The sequence below is a fragment of the Dawidia soli genome (genome assembly GCF_018598185.1).
In the GTDB taxonomy this organism is placed as follows: Bacteria; Bacteroidota; Bacteroidia; order Cytophagales; family Cyclobacteriaceae; genus Ohtaekwangia; species Ohtaekwangia soli.
In genome coordinates this window covers 87011-102615 of sequence record NZ_JAHESC010000025.1, presented here as the reverse complement: position 1 = coordinate 102615, position 15605 = coordinate 87011, and the positions used below count along the sequence as shown (strand labels likewise).

General features: G+C 51.8%; 12 protein-coding genes. 8 read left to right on the top strand and 4 right to left on the bottom strand.

Annotation, left to right across the window (positions count from 1 at the left end):
- The first annotated feature begins 30 nt into the window (after nucleotides 1–30).
- Nucleotides 31–615, top strand: a complete 585-nt coding sequence (locus KK078_RS17615) for a PhnA domain-containing protein (RefSeq protein ID WP_254091619.1) — start codon at nucleotides 31–33, stop codon at nucleotides 613–615.
- Between the two features lie 32 nt (nucleotides 616–647).
- A complete protein-coding gene (locus tag KK078_RS17610; protein ID WP_254091618.1) occupies nucleotides 648–1298 on the top strand; it encodes a hypothetical protein in 651 nt (216 codons plus the stop codon).
- 1222 nt (nucleotides 1299–2520) lie between these two features.
- Here the strand turns inward: KK078_RS17610 and KK078_RS17605 are convergent.
- From KK078_RS17605 to KK078_RS17595, 3 genes are all read right to left on the bottom strand, one after another.
- Nucleotides 2521–2883: a DUF1987 domain-containing protein gene (locus KK078_RS17605; protein ID WP_254091617.1), complete on the bottom strand. Its 363-nt coding sequence runs from the start codon at nucleotides 2881–2883 to the stop codon at nucleotides 2521–2523.
- Between the two features lie 337 nt (nucleotides 2884–3220).
- Nucleotides 3221–4489: an outer membrane beta-barrel protein gene (locus KK078_RS17600; RefSeq protein WP_254091616.1), complete on the bottom strand. Its 1269-nt coding sequence runs from the start codon at nucleotides 4487–4489 to the stop codon at nucleotides 3221–3223.
- Nucleotides 4490–4635: 146 nt separating this feature from the next.
- Nucleotides 4636–5697 (bottom strand): substrate-binding domain-containing protein, encoded by a 1062-nt coding sequence (locus KK078_RS17595; protein WP_254091615.1) that lies wholly within the window; start codon nucleotides 5695–5697, stop codon nucleotides 4636–4638.
- A gap of 278 nt (nucleotides 5698–5975) precedes the next feature.
- Here KK078_RS17595 and KK078_RS17590 point away from each other — a divergent pair, with 278 nt between their 5' ends.
- From KK078_RS17590 to KK078_RS17565, 6 genes are all read left to right on the top strand, one after another.
- Nucleotides 5976–9296 (top strand): SusC/RagA family TonB-linked outer membrane protein, encoded by a 3321-nt coding sequence (locus KK078_RS17590; RefSeq protein WP_254091614.1) that lies wholly within the window; start codon nucleotides 5976–5978, stop codon nucleotides 9294–9296.
- Nucleotides 9297–9320: 24 nt separating this feature from the next.
- Nucleotides 9321–11003: a SusD/RagB family nutrient-binding outer membrane lipoprotein gene (locus KK078_RS17585; RefSeq protein WP_254091613.1), complete on the top strand. Its 1683-nt coding sequence runs from the start codon at nucleotides 9321–9323 to the stop codon at nucleotides 11001–11003.
- 133 nt (nucleotides 11004–11136) lie between these two features.
- Nucleotides 11137–12417 (top strand): cytochrome c, encoded by a 1281-nt coding sequence (locus KK078_RS17580; RefSeq protein WP_254091612.1) that lies wholly within the window; start codon nucleotides 11137–11139, stop codon nucleotides 12415–12417.
- A 153-nt stretch (nucleotides 12418–12570) separates the two neighbouring features.
- Nucleotides 12571–13983, top strand: a complete 1413-nt coding sequence (locus KK078_RS17575) for an MBL fold metallo-hydrolase (RefSeq protein WP_254091611.1) — start codon at nucleotides 12571–12573, stop codon at nucleotides 13981–13983.
- Between the two features lie 9 nt (nucleotides 13984–13992).
- A complete protein-coding gene (locus tag KK078_RS17570) occupies nucleotides 13993–14559 on the top strand; it encodes a YeeE/YedE family protein (protein WP_254091631.1) in 567 nt (188 codons plus the stop codon).
- Nucleotides 14556–14999, top strand: a complete 444-nt coding sequence (locus KK078_RS17565) for a DUF6691 family protein (protein ID WP_254091610.1) — start codon at nucleotides 14556–14558, stop codon at nucleotides 14997–14999. The genes KK078_RS17570 and KK078_RS17565 overlap by 4 nt, the downstream gene beginning before the upstream one ends.
- Nucleotides 15000–15044: 45 nt before the next feature.
- Here the strand turns inward: KK078_RS17565 and KK078_RS17560 are convergent, their stop codons facing one another.
- Nucleotides 15045–15452 (bottom strand): response regulator, encoded by a 408-nt coding sequence (locus KK078_RS17560; protein WP_254091609.1) that lies wholly within the window; start codon nucleotides 15450–15452, stop codon nucleotides 15045–15047.
- Between the last annotated feature and the right edge of the window lie 153 nt (nucleotides 15453–15605).

The following is a 15605-nucleotide window of genomic DNA, read 5'->3' as shown; positions in this document are numbered from 1 at the left end:
CGTATCATTGCGACCTGATTTAAAGGTGCGATGACCCAGGAAGAAATACTCCGTCAACGAAGCGGCCAGGTGTGCGAGCTTTGTGAAAATACTGAAACGTTAACGATATACGACGTGCCGCCCGGCACGAACGACGCCGATCGAAGCATACTGGTCTGCAAGACCTGCTTCGGGCAGCTGCAAGGCGCCCAACCGCTGGACGCCAATCACTGGCGATGCCTCAACACAAGCATGTGGAGCACGGTACCGGCGGTGCAGGTAACGGCCTGGCGTTTGCTTACCCGCCTGTCTGACCACGGCTGGCCGCAAGATCTGCTGGATACGCTATACCTCGATGATGAAATGCTTGCGTGGGCGAAAAGTGGCATAGCTGATGACGAATCCGCGGCAGAAGAGCAAGTGATCCATAAAGACAGCAACGGTACAATATTGGCGGCGGGCGATACCGTTGTGCTGATCAAGGATCTGGATGTGAAAGGGGCTGGGTTTACGGCGAAGCGTGGCACGGCGGTGAAGGGTATTGTGTTGGTGGAAGGTAATGCGGGGCAGATTGAAGGGCGCATCAATGGTCAGCAGATCGTTATATTGACGCAGTATGTGAAGAAGTCGGCGTAATACGGCGTCGAATTTTACGGTGTTACTATCCAATGAATACAGATCTTCGCGCTAAAACATTGGCCATTGTTTCTCAAATAGGCGCCGACGAAAACTTGTTCGTGGGACATGCCATGATTTCGGAAGATGCGGTCGTTGGAAGGTTTGTAGAGGTGTTCGACGAGCGACGGGATCTACTGCGGAAGTTCTTGTATCCCATTTTTGATCAAAGGATACGTGGAGCGTTGAGCACCATAACTTCTCTAAACACGTTCGACGGCCAGACCCCCATAAAAGAAATCTTTCCACCGCGGTATTTGCGAGGCGACCTGAAAGAGCTTGCAAAACAAACAGGGCTGGTTCTGCCCGAACCGGTATCGGGCAAACTTAGTCTCTTCATATCGCTGGGTGTATTTTTAGGCTCGTGCGTGCTGGCGATCGTTGCCGTGGTCATGCGGCCCGAAATATTGATCGTTCTTTTCGGTCTTGTTAAGTCGGGGGTGATAGTGGTCCTGTTGTTTATTCCGAATGTCGTCGTTTATTTTCTCTTTCCCGCGTTATTCAGGTCTGGTTCTCTGGGGGATATAGATACCTATCGTGCACTGACAGAATATGTCGTGCGTCGTAATTACTATGATTATGTAGAAGATCAGTATCGGCTGACGCGACAGGAACTCCGGAGGATGTTGAACGGTCTTAAGTAGCGTATGGCGGAGCTTTTTATTGCCCTGCTATGCCATTCACCAAGAGATGTTCCAGGAATGGATGGCTGTCGTTCGAGGTTTTGTTATCGGAATCAGCTATCAGGCATGGGTAGTTCCTGAATGGTAGAATCATAACGCTTAAATTACATGGGGATGGTAATAATTCAGGTATTGGGCCTTATTCTGGTTGTATGGTCTGTTACGGTGTTTGTGAGGATGAATCCGATAACGCCAAGTTACATTTTTAGTTTCTCCGATGGTGTATGTGAATTTGATGTCGAATCGCCGGGAGTTTATTCTATCGCTGTGTTGGATGCCAGGTCTGTAAGTAAACTTGAGCAGGTGGATATTCGGGTGGAGGTTAATAACAGTGATTTGCTAAAGGTCAATCGCTATATTATATCACCCAGATTTCGAAGGGGTGGAGAGATCACGACGGGATGTTGGTATTTTACTGTAGAAAGCCAAGGTCATTGTAGATTGTCCTTTTCAAATTTGAGAGCTGTAGAGGCAAAGGAGTCGATGCTAACGTCAAGAATATTTCAGGAACCAATAGATAGCAGTAAATTGAAGATCATAATTCATAAAAGCGTTAAACCTTTATATCTGTTTCTTTCATTTGTGGGTTTTTCGCTTGGTTTGTATATGATAATGGCTGGTTATATTTGGTTCTGAGTGAGGGTTACTAGAATGGGGAGGGGGCTTTCATTTGTGTAAAAGTCGGTCGGGAGACCGACACCATACGGGGCACCGGTGGAACACCGGCGCCAGATGCAGAGCGGGATTAGGGTTAGTTTCAGCACCTAAGATGTTGGTACACGGTGCATTACCATACGGTCCTCCAAAGATTTTGCCCATCAATTAAAGTAGCAAATGATGAAGCTCCTTTCAATTTTGAAAAGTGACACGACCGGGAAATGTTCCAGAAATATATGGTTTCTATTTTTGGCAGAACTGTTCGTAGTAATGCTGAATTACAGCAATTGGTTAATCCCGGGCTGGCTGCTTATCGTGATTATACTTCTCTTAATAGGCTATTCTTTCATTGCGTTCTTCGGATATGCATATTGGCTCTTACTTCAATGGTATACCATTGAAGTAAGAGAGAGGCTTTTAAAGTCTTTGTATTGGCTGTTTTTGGGACTAATCAATTTGATGGACATACTCATTCTACAAAAAGTAATGTCGATGGTTTTTCGATAAAGCCATCAAATAATCATAATTAGATCTCCTTATATAAAAACTTCATCTCTAGTTCCTCTTCAAATTCCTGTCCGGCTTCGAGAATGTCATCGTCGTCTTTGTGATAGCACCATTCTACTTGTATACCGGGGATATCTTTCAGTACATCAAAGATGTTATAGATAATTTTTGAAGTAGACGAGTTGAAATACTTAAACTTAAATGAAAACAGTGTAGTGGGGCTGGGCTCCTGCCTGTACTGCTCAAGCCATTCCATGACAGGATTGTAAAACGACTCTGTGTCTTCCAGGATGGAGCGGCCGGAAATTTCGAACACACCTTCTTTTTTGTTGAGCATGACCTTCGGGGTGTCTTGCGTGGCTTCCAGGTAGAGTATTTTCATGGGGCTTGTTTTTGCCTGTGAAGAAATGCTGGTTGATGGCATTGTTGTGGGCGTTGGTTTTGGCAAAGTAATACGGAAAGAAGAGGGGAAGCAACGCGGTTTGGCGGGGGTGTGTTTTTAATGTGTTGATTGTTAGTGGGTTGATGGTTGGTGGGTTCCGACGATCGGTGGAATTGTTCTGTTAACCGGAGTTACGGGTGGTGGGAAAGCAAGCTTTCGTTGTGTAAAAGTCGGTCTGGAGACCGACCCATACCGGGCACCGGTGACGCACCCCGCGCTGTCGCTTGAGTGCAACACCGGCGCCAGAAATGGCTGATGGTGGGCTTTTTTCTACCCCTTATTTAGAGAGGCGGAACGATAGGAGGAAGGCTACTCTCGTGAGGCGTGCGCTCATGCCGGTGTAGTTGATCATGCCCTGGGTTCTTTCGAAGCGGGTTTCGAAGGCGTAGCGCTGGTAGCGAACACCCAGGCCGCCGAGGAAGCCGAGGTCGTATGATTCCGTGCCGTTGTCGAACGCTTTGCTTTCATGCACGGTGGGCGTATTTTGAAAGTACCGGACTTCTGTTTGGCGGTCTGATCCTTGCAGTACAATGGCGCTGGAAATACCGGCGTTGGCAAACAGGTACAGTTTGCCAACCGGGTATTTAAACCGCACCAGCGTGTTGAGCTTCAGGTAGGAATACTCGAGGTTGATATAGGTGTATGTATAACTGTCGGCGTTTCGTTGTTCGTAATGCGTTCCTTCGGACGTAAAGGATGTGTAGACCAGCTCGCTGTTCAGGGACCATTTACGGTTGTTGCGCAGGCGTACGAGATCCAGGAAAAGCCCGCCGGTAAAGGTAAAGCCTTTCGGGAATGATGCCTGTGCCAGGGGTGACGCGGCGAGGCGATCGATTGTCCGGATGTCGACGGAAGTCTGTGCGGCACCGGCCAGGATACCGAATTCCACGGGGCGCTTTTCGGGTTTCTTTTCGTATGCCGGCGTTGTGGTGGTGCATTCGTAATAGGTGCGGAAGAGCCGTTCGAGGCTGGTGCTGCCGTAGCGGATGTCGCGCATCTTTTTTTGAATGGAGGGACACGCTTGTAAATAAAAGGCCAGTTGCTTGATATAGCGATTGTTGGAGGTCACAAACTCCTGCGTGCCTGTCGTGGTCTGTTTGCGGATATATTTTTTGTAGATCAACAACTCCCACTGTCCGTCTTTGCGGATGTAGAGCTGCTCGTTTTTGCCCCGTTGATCGGCCGTATGATAGAGGTATAAACTCTTCTCGCCCGTGATCAGGGCCCGGATGAACGCGGTATCGGCTACGAGCTGTGGCTCGGGGCTTTCCGAGAGCTCGCCCACATCGGTAGGGCTGACGTCCACCTGCACGATGGCGCTTTCGTAGATGTCGCCGGCCACGCCGAAGGCGCGTATTTCCAGCGGTGTATACGTTCGATCTTCACCCTGGGCAGACGGATGAAAGGAAATAGCCTTGGGGTTGCGCAACCAGTTGCGGTAGTCGATCGATCCGCGAAGGGTATCACCTTGTAATGAAACAATGTAGCCCGGGCGATAGTCTGCCTGGGAAAACACTTTTGTCAGGCTACCGAGAGCCAGTAGCATCAGGGTTAATGAGAAGCGGTTCACGATAGACAGGTGTTAGCAGACGGAGATTAAAAAAACGATGCAAATAAACGCTTTTTCAAGGAAAGGTGAATGAACAAAAAAGCCGGGCAGGGCCCGGCTGAATGTTTTATGATGGGACAGGCTTAGTGGCCTGGGTTGAGGTATGATTTTAGGTTCTGGCGGCTGATGATCTCCAGGGGGAAAAGGTAGGTGGGGAGGGCGTCTTTCTTGAACAACAGGTGGTTGGCCAGTTGGCTGATGGCGATGAAGGCCTGGCGTTTGGAGTTCTGGTTGATGAGGAAATCGATGATGCCGTTCTGGAGATAATGCAGGTTTTCTTTAAGTAAGTCGTAGGCGACGAAGCGCACGCCGTTCTTGCCTTTCTTTTCGATGAGTCGGGAGACGATGAAGGCGCCTTTGGAGGTTGTTACCAGGATGCCCCGGAGGGAGGCGTCGCTGAGGAGGTCGTTCAGGTCTTTTTCGAGTGTGGGCTCGTGCGTGTGGTTGAGGTCGCGGCTTACGACTTTGAAGCCGCCGCCGTTTTGCTCGGCGAAATATTCTTTGAAGCCTTTCTCCTTTTCATTTAAGTGTAGCGAGTTGTGTACGTCGTCGTATACGTGCAGGATGGCGTATGTGCCGGGCTGGGGGTTGCTGAGGTGGAGCAACTCGGCGCCCAGGCGCCCGCTTTGGTTCAGGTCGTGGCCGATGAAACTAAGGGAGCCGCCTTCTTCGATGGTGTTGTTCACCACGACGAAGGGTATGTTCTGGTCCTGGCAGGCGCGGAAGAAGTTCAGGGCCTCCTGGTGGAAGATCGGTGCGGTAAGGACGGCGTCCGGCGGTGTTTGCAGCAGGTTCTGCGCCTGTGATGCGAAGGATTCCTTATTATAGAGATCGAAGGGGTAGGGGTGGATCTCGATGCCATACTGGGTCCACTCGTCTTGTGCTTGTTTGACGCCTTCGGCGGATTGTTCCCAATATTCGTCTTGTGCCGGGTTGGGCATGAGGGCGGCGATGCGGAAGGTTTTGTTGGATCCCAGGGTACGTGCCAGGAGGTTGGGCTTGTACCCGGTCTTCTCCAGGATGGCCATGATCTTTTTATAAGAGTCTTCGGCTACCTCGCCCCGGTTGTGGATAACGCGGTCTACTGTACCAACGGACACCTGTGCCATTTCGGCGATGTCTTTAATTCTGATCTTTTTACTCATGGTTTTGGGTGGCGAATAATACGGCTAATTATAATGACTAAAAATACATTTTTTACGCCCGGCTTCTTACCGGTCACGTACGTTTGGAGGCTGTTTCCGCCCACACGCTTAGTTTTGGCTCGTTTGCGTACACGGATGCACCGTGCGCGCAAACGAAATTACTTTTTTCTTGGAGATCACCAAAAGCCTTTCTACCTTTTGTCAAAATTCGGGGTGGCCAACGGAAATTTGCCGGGAAACCGTTCCGAACAGAATTTCTTAACCTAAATCAATTATCAATGAGGAAACATTTACTACTTCTGTCAGTCATGCTGACGATGGCTGCATTGCCGGCTTTCGCTCAGACCGTGACTGGCCGTGTGACGTCGTCGTCGGACAACTCCGCTCTGCCGGGGGTGTCTGTCGTACTTAAAGGAACTACCCGAGGAACCTCTACGGATGCCGACGGACGGTATTCGCTGAATGTTGGGAGTGAGGGCGGAACTCTGGTGATCTCGTTTATTGGCTATGCAACGCAGGAGATTGCTGTCGACAACAAAACTACCATCGATGTATTACTGCAAGAAGATATCTCGCAACTTGGCGAGGTTGTGATCACTGGCTTTGGTGAGACGAAAGAAACTGCCAAAGTTGCCTATGCTGTTCAGGAAGTGAAAGGTGGTGAATTGACTCGTGCCAATACCGGTAACGTGGTAAACGCGTTGCAGGGTAAGGTGGCCGGCGTTATGATCGACCAGGGTACCGGTGGGCCGATGTCATCGTCGCGTATTCGCATCCGCGGTAACTCTTCGCTGAGCAAAAACACGCAACCGCTTTTCGTGGTGGACGGCGTGCTGATCCGCCCGACCACAACAGGTTCAGGTCCGTGGGGCGATGGTCAGGACTTCGGTAACATTATGAAGAACATTAACCCGGACAATATCGAATCCATGTCTGTGTTGAAAGGTTCTGCAGCCAGTGCGTTGTACGGCTCGGACGCATTGAACGGTGTGATCATCATCACCACGAAAAAAGGCACTGAGCGTCAGGGCATCGGCGTCACCTTCAACCACACTTCTTCTTTTGAAAAAGCGTACAAATTCATCGATCTGCAGAACGAGTTCGGTGGGGGTAACGGCACAACCTTCGCTAAAGGGAGCGATGGTATCGACATGCTGGATCCTACTTTTTATTATTATAGCTACGGCCCCAAATTCAACGGACAAATGGTTCGTGACGTGGACGGCCGTATGATCAAGTATCAGGCAAACGATCCGATGAAGTTCTTCGAGACGGGAAAATACATAAACAATAGCATTTCGCTGGAAGCGGGTAACGACCGTTCGACGATCCGCGGTACATTCTCGAATCTCGACAACTCGACGATCATGCCGAACGGCACGAAGATGCGTCGTAACAACTTCAACGTGAATGCTACGCATAAGGTCGGTAAGTTGTTTGATATCGGTTTAGGTGTGGATTATACCAACAACAGGCTGACTAACCCAATCCGTCAGGGAGGTAACAACAACCCGGTGTTTGCCTTTATCTATGGTCAGCCGCGTCACCTGGATATTGACTATTGGATGAATAATTATAAAATGCCGGTTATCGGCGGTCAACGTAGAGGTAACGACGATCCGTACACCATTACGGACTTCATGTGGAATACGTTTGAAGATAATTACGAGCGCACCGAAAACATATTGCGTGCTAATTTCGACCTGACCACACACATTACGCCGTGGTTGAACGCGGTTTTGCGTGCCAACCTGCAGGACGAAAACTATAGCGATGAGCACAAACGTGCCGGTGAGAAGGAAGAAAACTTCGGTGGCCTCTATAGCCAGAGCCAGGAAGTCAACCGCCAATATCGTATTCAGGGGCTTTTGACAGCCAACAAACAGCTGAACGACGACTTCTTTTTAAGCGCTACCATAGGTGGTGAAACCAACAAAAACATCGGTGGTCGCTATTACCAGATCGAAACAGACGGTGGTCTGCGTATTCCGAACGTTTTCTCGGTAGAGAACGGTATGAATGGCAAGAAGATCACGACGCGCTACAATGCGCCATCTAAACTGAAGAATGCGTACTATATCTACGGTGACCTGACGTGGCGTGATCAGTTGACGTTGACGCTCAGCCACCGTACGGACTTTTCTTCGACGCTGGCGTATGCCGATGGCAGCGGTGACTGGAGCTATAGCTACCCGGCTGCCGGTCTTGCGTGGACATTCACCGAGACCTTCAAGGCTCACCCGACCTGGATCAGCTTTGGTAAGCTTCGCGGTAACTTCGGTATGACCGGCGGTGATACGGATGCGTGGACGCTGAACAGAACAGGCTCGTACAAGGCGATGGATCCGCTGCTGACGCCGAACGGTACTGTGAACTACTACAGCTTCTACGACAACAATTTGTCGAACAAGGGACTGAAACCTCGTGAAGGACGTGAGTGGGAAATTGGCGCGGATCTGCAGTTCCTGGATAATCGCATCGGCCTGGATGTTGCTTACTATCACAAAACTGTTAAAAACGAGATCTTTACTGTAAAATCGGCCATTGAGTCGGGCGTAAGCGGCAGACTTGTAAACGGCGGCGAAATTCAGAACAAGGGTATCGAGATCATTCTGCGCGGTACGCCGGTCCGGACGCCCGACCTGACCTGGAATACGACCTTTAACTTCTCCCGTAACAGAAACACCGTTGTTTCTTTGGCGGACGGTATTACACAATATGATCTGGCTACCGCGTTTGGTGTTGACGTAGCGTCTATCGCTAAACCCGGTGAAGAGTATGGTACGATCGTTTCGAACTTTGCGTATGCCACCTTCCAGGCACGTGATGAGAACGGTCAACCGATCGACCATCCCTCTAACGGCCAGCACGTGATCGGCAACGCCGACGGTGCAAACGCGCTCACCTACCTGCGCAGTGTGAATTATGGCCAGGGCCAGCAAAAGATCGGGTCTGCTATGGAGAAATTCCTGTTGAGCACGGTAAACACGGTGACATACAAAGGATTCTTCCTGAACGTACAGGTGGATGCGAAAGTAGGCGGTACGCTGGTATCGGCTACGCATCAATACGGTACAACATTCGGTGCAATGGAGAACAGCCTTTTTGGACGAGATCTTGACCACGGTGGCGTACAATATACCGCCGCTGATGGCAGCACCCGTACCGACGGTATCATTCCTGAAGGCGTATTGGCACAAGGTATCAAGTCTATTAAAGACGGGCATGACCTGGGGGGTGTTTCGTTTAAGGACGCTGTGGCGGCCGGTGACGTACTGCCGATCGAAGCGCGTCGCTATTACCGGAACATTTCGAACTGGGGCGCCGGTATCCGCGAGTACTCGGCATTTGAAAACACCTGGGTGTCGCTGCGCGAGGTTTCGGTGGGTTACAACTTCCCCGCGAGCCTGATCAGCAAAGCGAAGCTGCAGAACCTGCGTTTGAGCGTGACAGGTCGTAACTTGGCCTACCTGTACCGTACGCTTCCGTTGGGCTTGAATCCTGAAAGCTTGAAGAGCAACGAAGCAGGTGAGTTCTCAGAATACGGTGGGCTTCCGTTCACCCGTACCATGGGCGTTTCTTTGACGGCTGGTTTCTAGGTAATGAATTTTAATGGAACAACAATGAAGATGAATTATAAGAAAATATTTGCCGGTTTGATGTTGTCGTGTGCCCTGTTGGTGTCATGCGATGATCAGGACTACGTTGATATAAATAAAGACCCTGACGGGCTTACGGCGATTCCGCCGGAGAGCCAATTTCTGAAGGCCACGGTTTCCATTCATAGCCAGGACTATGAAGCGTTTTACGACTTCTACCGGCGCATGATGCCCTGGATGCAATATGTTACGCCCACCCTTGGTAACGGAGAGGATTTTACCTCGAATTTCGGTAACTTCTACCGGTATGACCGTTTGTATATCGGCGTCGGCGATGTATTGACGGATATGGATTCGCTGGTCGGCAAGCTTCCTGAGAAGGATCAACCGCGGTATAATCAGATGAAACACATCGGCCATATTCTGAAGGCGTATTATGCGTTCTACGTAACCGATATTTTCGGAAGCATTGTGTACTCGCAAGGCTTTCAGGCGCGCTATGGCGGTACCCTGCTGCCGGCATATGACAATCAGCAGACGCTGTTGCCGTTGCTCGACAGCGAGATCGAAGCTGCGGTTGCAGGTTTGAAAGAGGCACAGGAGTTGCCGCAAATCCCGCTGGGAAGCTTTGACCAGTACTATAACGGTGACATTAATGCGTGGATGAAAGCGGGCAATGCGCTGCGTTTGCGAATTGCCACCCGACTGGTGAAACGCGACCGAAACAAGGCCACTGAAATTGCCAACGAAGTACTGGCGGATGCATCGAACCTGATGATCGGCAACGCCGATGGCTGGGTGCTGAAGACTGCCGCTAAGTTTACCGATGGTGGTAACTACAATCCGGATGGTCTGCGGGCCTCGAAGCCACTGGTCGACTTTCTGTTGGCGAATGACGACCCGCGTTTGGATGCGTTTGTGGAGCCCAACGATTACTCGCAGGCAAATATCGATTTCATGATTGCCAATGGCAAGTTGAACGCGGGAACGACTGCTCAGAATCGTTATGTGGGTAGCTTTACCAGCCCCGACGAGGTGGCCGATGACGACCTGTATAATCAGTTTTATACACCGGTGCAATTCACGGTGGGCGATGCGTCCTACAACTATGATACTTTGTCTCTGATCCAACGTCGATTGTTCCAACCTTCGTTTAACAACGGTACCGGTGTGAACTACATACCTGTCCTGACGTATGCTGACTTCTGCTTTAATCGTGCAGAACTTGCCGAACTCGGCGTAACGACTGAAGATGCGAAAACATACTATGACAAAGGCGTAGTAGCTTCGATCGAATGGTATAATGAAGCTGCCATTGCTGCTAAATTGCAGAACTATACAGTGCTTGGCGGCACGGAGATCACGAATTACCTGGCTCAACCGGCGATCGCTTTTGACGAAACAAAGGCGTTGGAGCAAATCGCTGCGCAAGTTTATCTCAACAGCTTCCGCCAACCGTCTGAAGGATGGGCCGTTTGGAAGCGCACGGGATATCCCAGTGCGGCCAGTACGGTGTTGCCGCTGACAGATATGAAGACCAACAACGTATCGTTGCGCATTCCTCGTCGGGCACCGCTGTCGCCCCCGCTGGAGAGCGCCCCGAATTACGACAACATCAAGAAGGCATACGACGAGATGGCTGCCGACCCTAACTTTGGTCAAAGCACCATGGATGCGTTCGGCCGTGTATGGTGGGATGCTCTCTAAACAGTAATAAAAAAAACGAAGGAGGGTGGTCGGCAACGGCCACCTTTTTTTGTTTCATGAAGTTCGTAACTTTGGAATGATGGAAAATTTGTACGCGCGATTTGTTGTCGTATTCCTGGTTGCAGGGATTACCATGAAGTTCAGTTATGCGCAAAAGCTCTCTTTTTACAAGGACATTCAACCCATTATCCATAGCAAGTGTACGCCCTGCCATCGCCCCGGCGAAGCGGCACCGTTCAGCCTCATCACATACGAAGATGTGAGCAAACGCTCGGCGTTCGTCAAGAAAGTGATCTCCAGCAACTATATGCCGCCGTGGAAGGCGGACGACCACTATGCCAGTTTTGTCAATAACCGGTCGCTGACGGACGCCGAGAAGGCCGCGATCATCGCCTGGATAGACCAGGGTGCTCCGGCGGGCAAGACTAACGCGGCCGCCGAGCGCCGGCTGCTGGCATTGTCGCAGGAGGGTACTTCGTATGGACGAAAGCCAGACCTGCAGCTCAAGATGAAGTATGCCTACAAACTGAAGGGCGATCGTAAGGAGCGTTTTGTGGTGTTTAAGATACCCTTCGAGCTCGCGGAGGCTGCCAACGTGGAGGCGATCGAGTTTACGTCGAATAATAAGAAGCTGATCCACCACGCTAACTTTGCGATACACCCGGTGGAAGATCCCGCGATCGATCTGTATAAGACGGTCGACTCGGTCGATATGAATACATCGGCATATTCGTACGACCAGTGGCTGCCCTATAAGAAGGAGATGACGTACTATGGCGGCTGGATACCGGGTACGTCGTATGAGTCTTATCCGCAGGATATGGGCTGGGTGATGCCGAAGCGTGGTGTCGTATTATTGACGGTTCATTTTTCTCCGGTTGGAAAAAACGATGAGAGTATAAACGGTGTGAATTTCTTTTTTAAGAAGACGCCGATCAGCCGGAAAGTAAAGGTGATAAGCCTGGGATCCGGCGGAATTGGCGAGGAAGATATCAGTCCGCCGTTGTTATTGTTTGCCAATCAGGTGCAAACGCATAGCCTGCGCATTGCCAACCAGCGGGAAGATATTACCTTGTTATACGCCTGGCCGCACATGCACTATCTGGGCAAGGAGTTTACGGCCTTTGCCACGCGTGACGCCGATACGATACCGCTGGTACATATACCGGCGTGGGACTTTCGCTGGCAGGAGATCTATAAATATCGCAAGCCTCCTATATTGAAGCAGGGTGATATAGTAAACGTGATCGGTGTGTTTGACAATACGGAGAACAATCCGTTTAACCCCAATAGTCCGCCGAAGTTCGTGGAATCTATGGGCGATATGCGCAGCGACCAGGAGATGTTAACCTTGCTGTTGGTATATGTTACCTATCAGCCGGGTGATGAGGAGCTGCAGTATGAAACCAGATAAAGCTGGTGGATATTATAGGTTTACTACTGTTGTGCCCGGAGGAACAAAGACGCTTAAAGCGGTGTTTTAAACCGGTAAAATGGTCCTGCGCGAACGGAACAAACGCTTATCTTTGCGGCTGAGACCAAACACACAACGCTAACGAGCACATTTATGCGGGTAGAGCAGATTTACACCGGTTGCCTGGCACAGGGCGCATATTACATCGAATCGGCCGGGGAGGCCGTCATTATCGACCCCCTGCGCGAGGTGGGACCTTACCTGGAGAAGGCACGCCGCAACAAGGCGACGATCCGGTATGTGCTAGAGACGCACTTTCACGCTGATTTTGTTTCGGGCCACCTGGACCTCGCGGCCAAGGCGGGTGCCCGCATTGTCTATGGCCCGACGGCCAAGCCGAGCTTTGACGCGTACATTGCCCAGGACGGTGAAGAGCTGAAGGTGGGGGAGGTGACGATCAAAGTATTGCATACACCGGGCCACACGCTGGAATCCACCACGTACCTGCTGCGCGATGAGCAAGGCAAGGACCACGCGATCTTTAGCGGCGACACCTTGTTCCTTGGCGACGTGGGGCGCCCCGACCTGGCCCAGAAAGCGGCGCACCTGTCGCAGGAGGACCTGGCGGGCATGCTGTTCGACTCGCTGCGCACGAAGATCATGCCGCTGGCGGACGATGTCATTGTCTATCCTGCCCATGGCGCCGGCTCGGCCTGTGGCAAGCACATGATGAAGGAAACGGTGGATACGCTGGGCAACCAGAAAAAGATCAACTACGCGTTGCGTGCCGACATGACGCGCGACGAGTTTATCCGCGAGGTAACGGACGGGCTGCTGCCGCCGCCGGCGTATTTCCCCGAGAACGTAAAACTGAATAAGGAAGGATACGAAAGCATCGACGCCGTGATGCAAAAGGGCACGCGGGCGCTGACGGCCGAGGAATTTGAGCTGGCGGCCAATGAAACCGGCGCACTGGTGCTCGATACACGCAGTCCTCAGACGTTTGCCAAAGGGCATATTCCCAATGCCATCAACATCGGCATCGACGGCAGCTTTGCGCCGTGGGTGGGAGCGTTGGTACCAGGCGTAGCACAACCGTTGTTGATTGTGGCCGACAACGGCCGCGAGGAAGAGATCGTCATGCGGTTGGCACGTGTAGGCTATGATAATACGCTCGGCTATCTGCAAGGCAGCTTTGCGGCGTGGACGGAAGCGGGTAAAGATGTAGAGACGATCGAGTCGATCCCCGCCGCGGAATTTGAAAAGCGTTTTCAGGCAGGCGAGTTGCAGATCTTCGACGTACGCAAGCCCGGCGAGTTCGAGGCCGAGCATATAGAAGGCGCGGTAAACACACCACTGGACTTTTTGAACGACCACCTGGCGTCCATTCCCAAAGAAGGTGATATATATTTGCATTGTGCGGGCGGATACCGCTCGATGGTGGCGGCGTCTATTCTGAAGGCGCGCGGCTGGAATAACATCATCGATGTGGACGGTGGCTTCAAGGCCATTGCCGCGACGTCCATTCCCCGGACGAACTTTACGTGCAGCAGTAAGAAGGCTTAAGTGGACGCGCTGCTGGAAATACTGTCGCGCCCGTGGCCCTGGTATGTCGCAGGACCGTTGATCGGTCTAACGGTACCGTTGTTGTTATGGCTGGGCAACAAGCCCTTCGGTATTTCGGCGAATCTTCGTCACCTGTGCGCGGCGTGTATACCGGCACGGGTTCCCTTTTTTCAATATGACTGGCGTAAGGAGTCCTGGAACTTGTTCTTTGCCGGCGGCATCTTTCTCGGCGGGTTGATCGCGGGCACGTTGCTGCGCAATCCGGCGCCGGTACAGATGAACCCGGCATTGTCGACCGAACTGGCTACCTACGGCGTACACGACGCCAGCCACCTGGTGCCGGTGGAATTATTCAACGTTCACGCGCTGCTGACGCTGCGCGGCATCATCCTGATGATCGTGGGCGGCTTTCTGGTGGGCTTCGGCACGCGCTATGCCGGCGGGTGTACATCGGGGCACGCCATCATGGGCATCTCGTCGCTGCAATGGCCGTCGGTCGTGGCAACGTGCTGCTTTATGGCAGGAGGCTTTTTGATGGCCAACGTGGTGCTTCCTTATATCCTGCGCTTGCCATGACCAACCCGGGCACTACACGTGTGGCCTTCGGGCCGAATATCAAATTCCTGCTGGCGGGAATCTTCTTCGGCATCCTGCTGGTAAAGGCCGAGGTGATCTCGTGGTTCCGGATTCAGGAGATGTTCCGGCTGCAGTCGTTCCACATGTATGGTGTCATTGGCTCGGCGGTGGCAACAGGCATGGTGTCGTTGTGGTTGATCCGCAAGTTTAAGATCCGCACGCTGGACGGTGAGCCGGTTGTTGTGCCGGCCAAGAAGTTTACGTGGGGCAATGTGTACGGCGGGCTGTTGTTCGGCTTTGGCTGGGCGTTGACGGGCGCTTGCCCGGGGCCGTTGTTTGCCCAGATCGGTACCGGGGCTTCGGTAGTGATCGTAACGTTGCTGAGCGCGATCGCGGGTACCTGGTGCTATGGACGTGTGCGCGACAAGCTGCCGCACTAACGGTCAAGGTATACGTTGCAAATAGGTGAATTCACTCCCGGTGAGTCACGCATTGACGAGCAGCAGCTCTTTGAGACGCTCCAGCGATACGGGTTTGGTGACATACGCTTTTACCTCTTCGTAGGTCTTGGCCTGGTTGAGGTCGCGCGGATGGTCGGACGAGCTGACAAGGATAATGCGGACGTCTTTTTCCAGCAGGGGACGCAGCTCGCGGTAACGGTTCAGGAAATCCCAGCCGTTTACGACGGGCATGTATATATCCAGCAGGATCACGTCGGGCAATTGGTTGTAATCCTTCTTGTGTTCTTCGATGTAGTCGAGGGCGCCGCGGGCGTGGTTGAAGATGGTAATAATATCGGCCAGCTCGCCCAGTTCCGCCAGGCGTTTTAACATGAACGACGACATGGGGTCGTCATCGATAATCCAGATGTTGGGTATTCGTTTTGTGGTCATACAGCAGCGATCCGGCTTTGTTTCTAAGGTTCAAAGGTAGGTTATCGGCAGGCATGTTAACTCACCGGAAAAGGGCGCCTTATAAGATATGTAAGAATAAGATCAAATACCGAGGATTTTGCCGCCTAACGCTGTTTAGGGTGGTTCGGGTGA

Coding starts and splice junctions, on each gene's coding strand:
- KK078_RS17615 (WP_254091619.1), top strand. CDS start 31: ATGACCCAGGAAGAAATACTCCGTCAACGAAGCGGCCAGGTGTGCGAG.
- KK078_RS17610 (WP_254091618.1), top strand. CDS start 648: ATGAATACAGATCTTCGCGCTAAAACATTGGCCATTGTTTCTCAAATA.
- KK078_RS17605 (WP_254091617.1), bottom strand. CDS start 2,883: ATGAAAATACTCTACCTGGAAGCCACGCAAGACACCCCGAAGGTCATG.
- KK078_RS17600 (WP_254091616.1), bottom strand. CDS start 4,489: ATGCTACTGGCTCTCGGTAGCCTGACAAAAGTGTTTTCCCAGGCAGAC.
- KK078_RS17595 (WP_254091615.1), bottom strand. CDS start 5,697: ATGAGTAAAAAGATCAGAATTAAAGACATCGCCGAAATGGCACAGGTG.
- KK078_RS17590 (WP_254091614.1), top strand. CDS start 5,976: ATGAGGAAACATTTACTACTTCTGTCAGTCATGCTGACGATGGCTGCA.
- KK078_RS17585 (WP_254091613.1), top strand. CDS start 9,321: ATGAAGATGAATTATAAGAAAATATTTGCCGGTTTGATGTTGTCGTGT.
- KK078_RS17580 (WP_254091612.1), top strand. CDS start 11,137: ATGAAGTTCAGTTATGCGCAAAAGCTCTCTTTTTACAAGGACATTCAA.
- KK078_RS17575 (WP_254091611.1), top strand. CDS start 12,571: ATGCGGGTAGAGCAGATTTACACCGGTTGCCTGGCACAGGGCGCATAT.
- KK078_RS17565 (WP_254091610.1), top strand. CDS start 14,556: ATGACCAACCCGGGCACTACACGTGTGGCCTTCGGGCCGAATATCAAA.
- KK078_RS17560 (WP_254091609.1), bottom strand. CDS start 15,452: ATGACCACAAAACGAATACCCAACATCTGGATTATCGATGACGACCCC.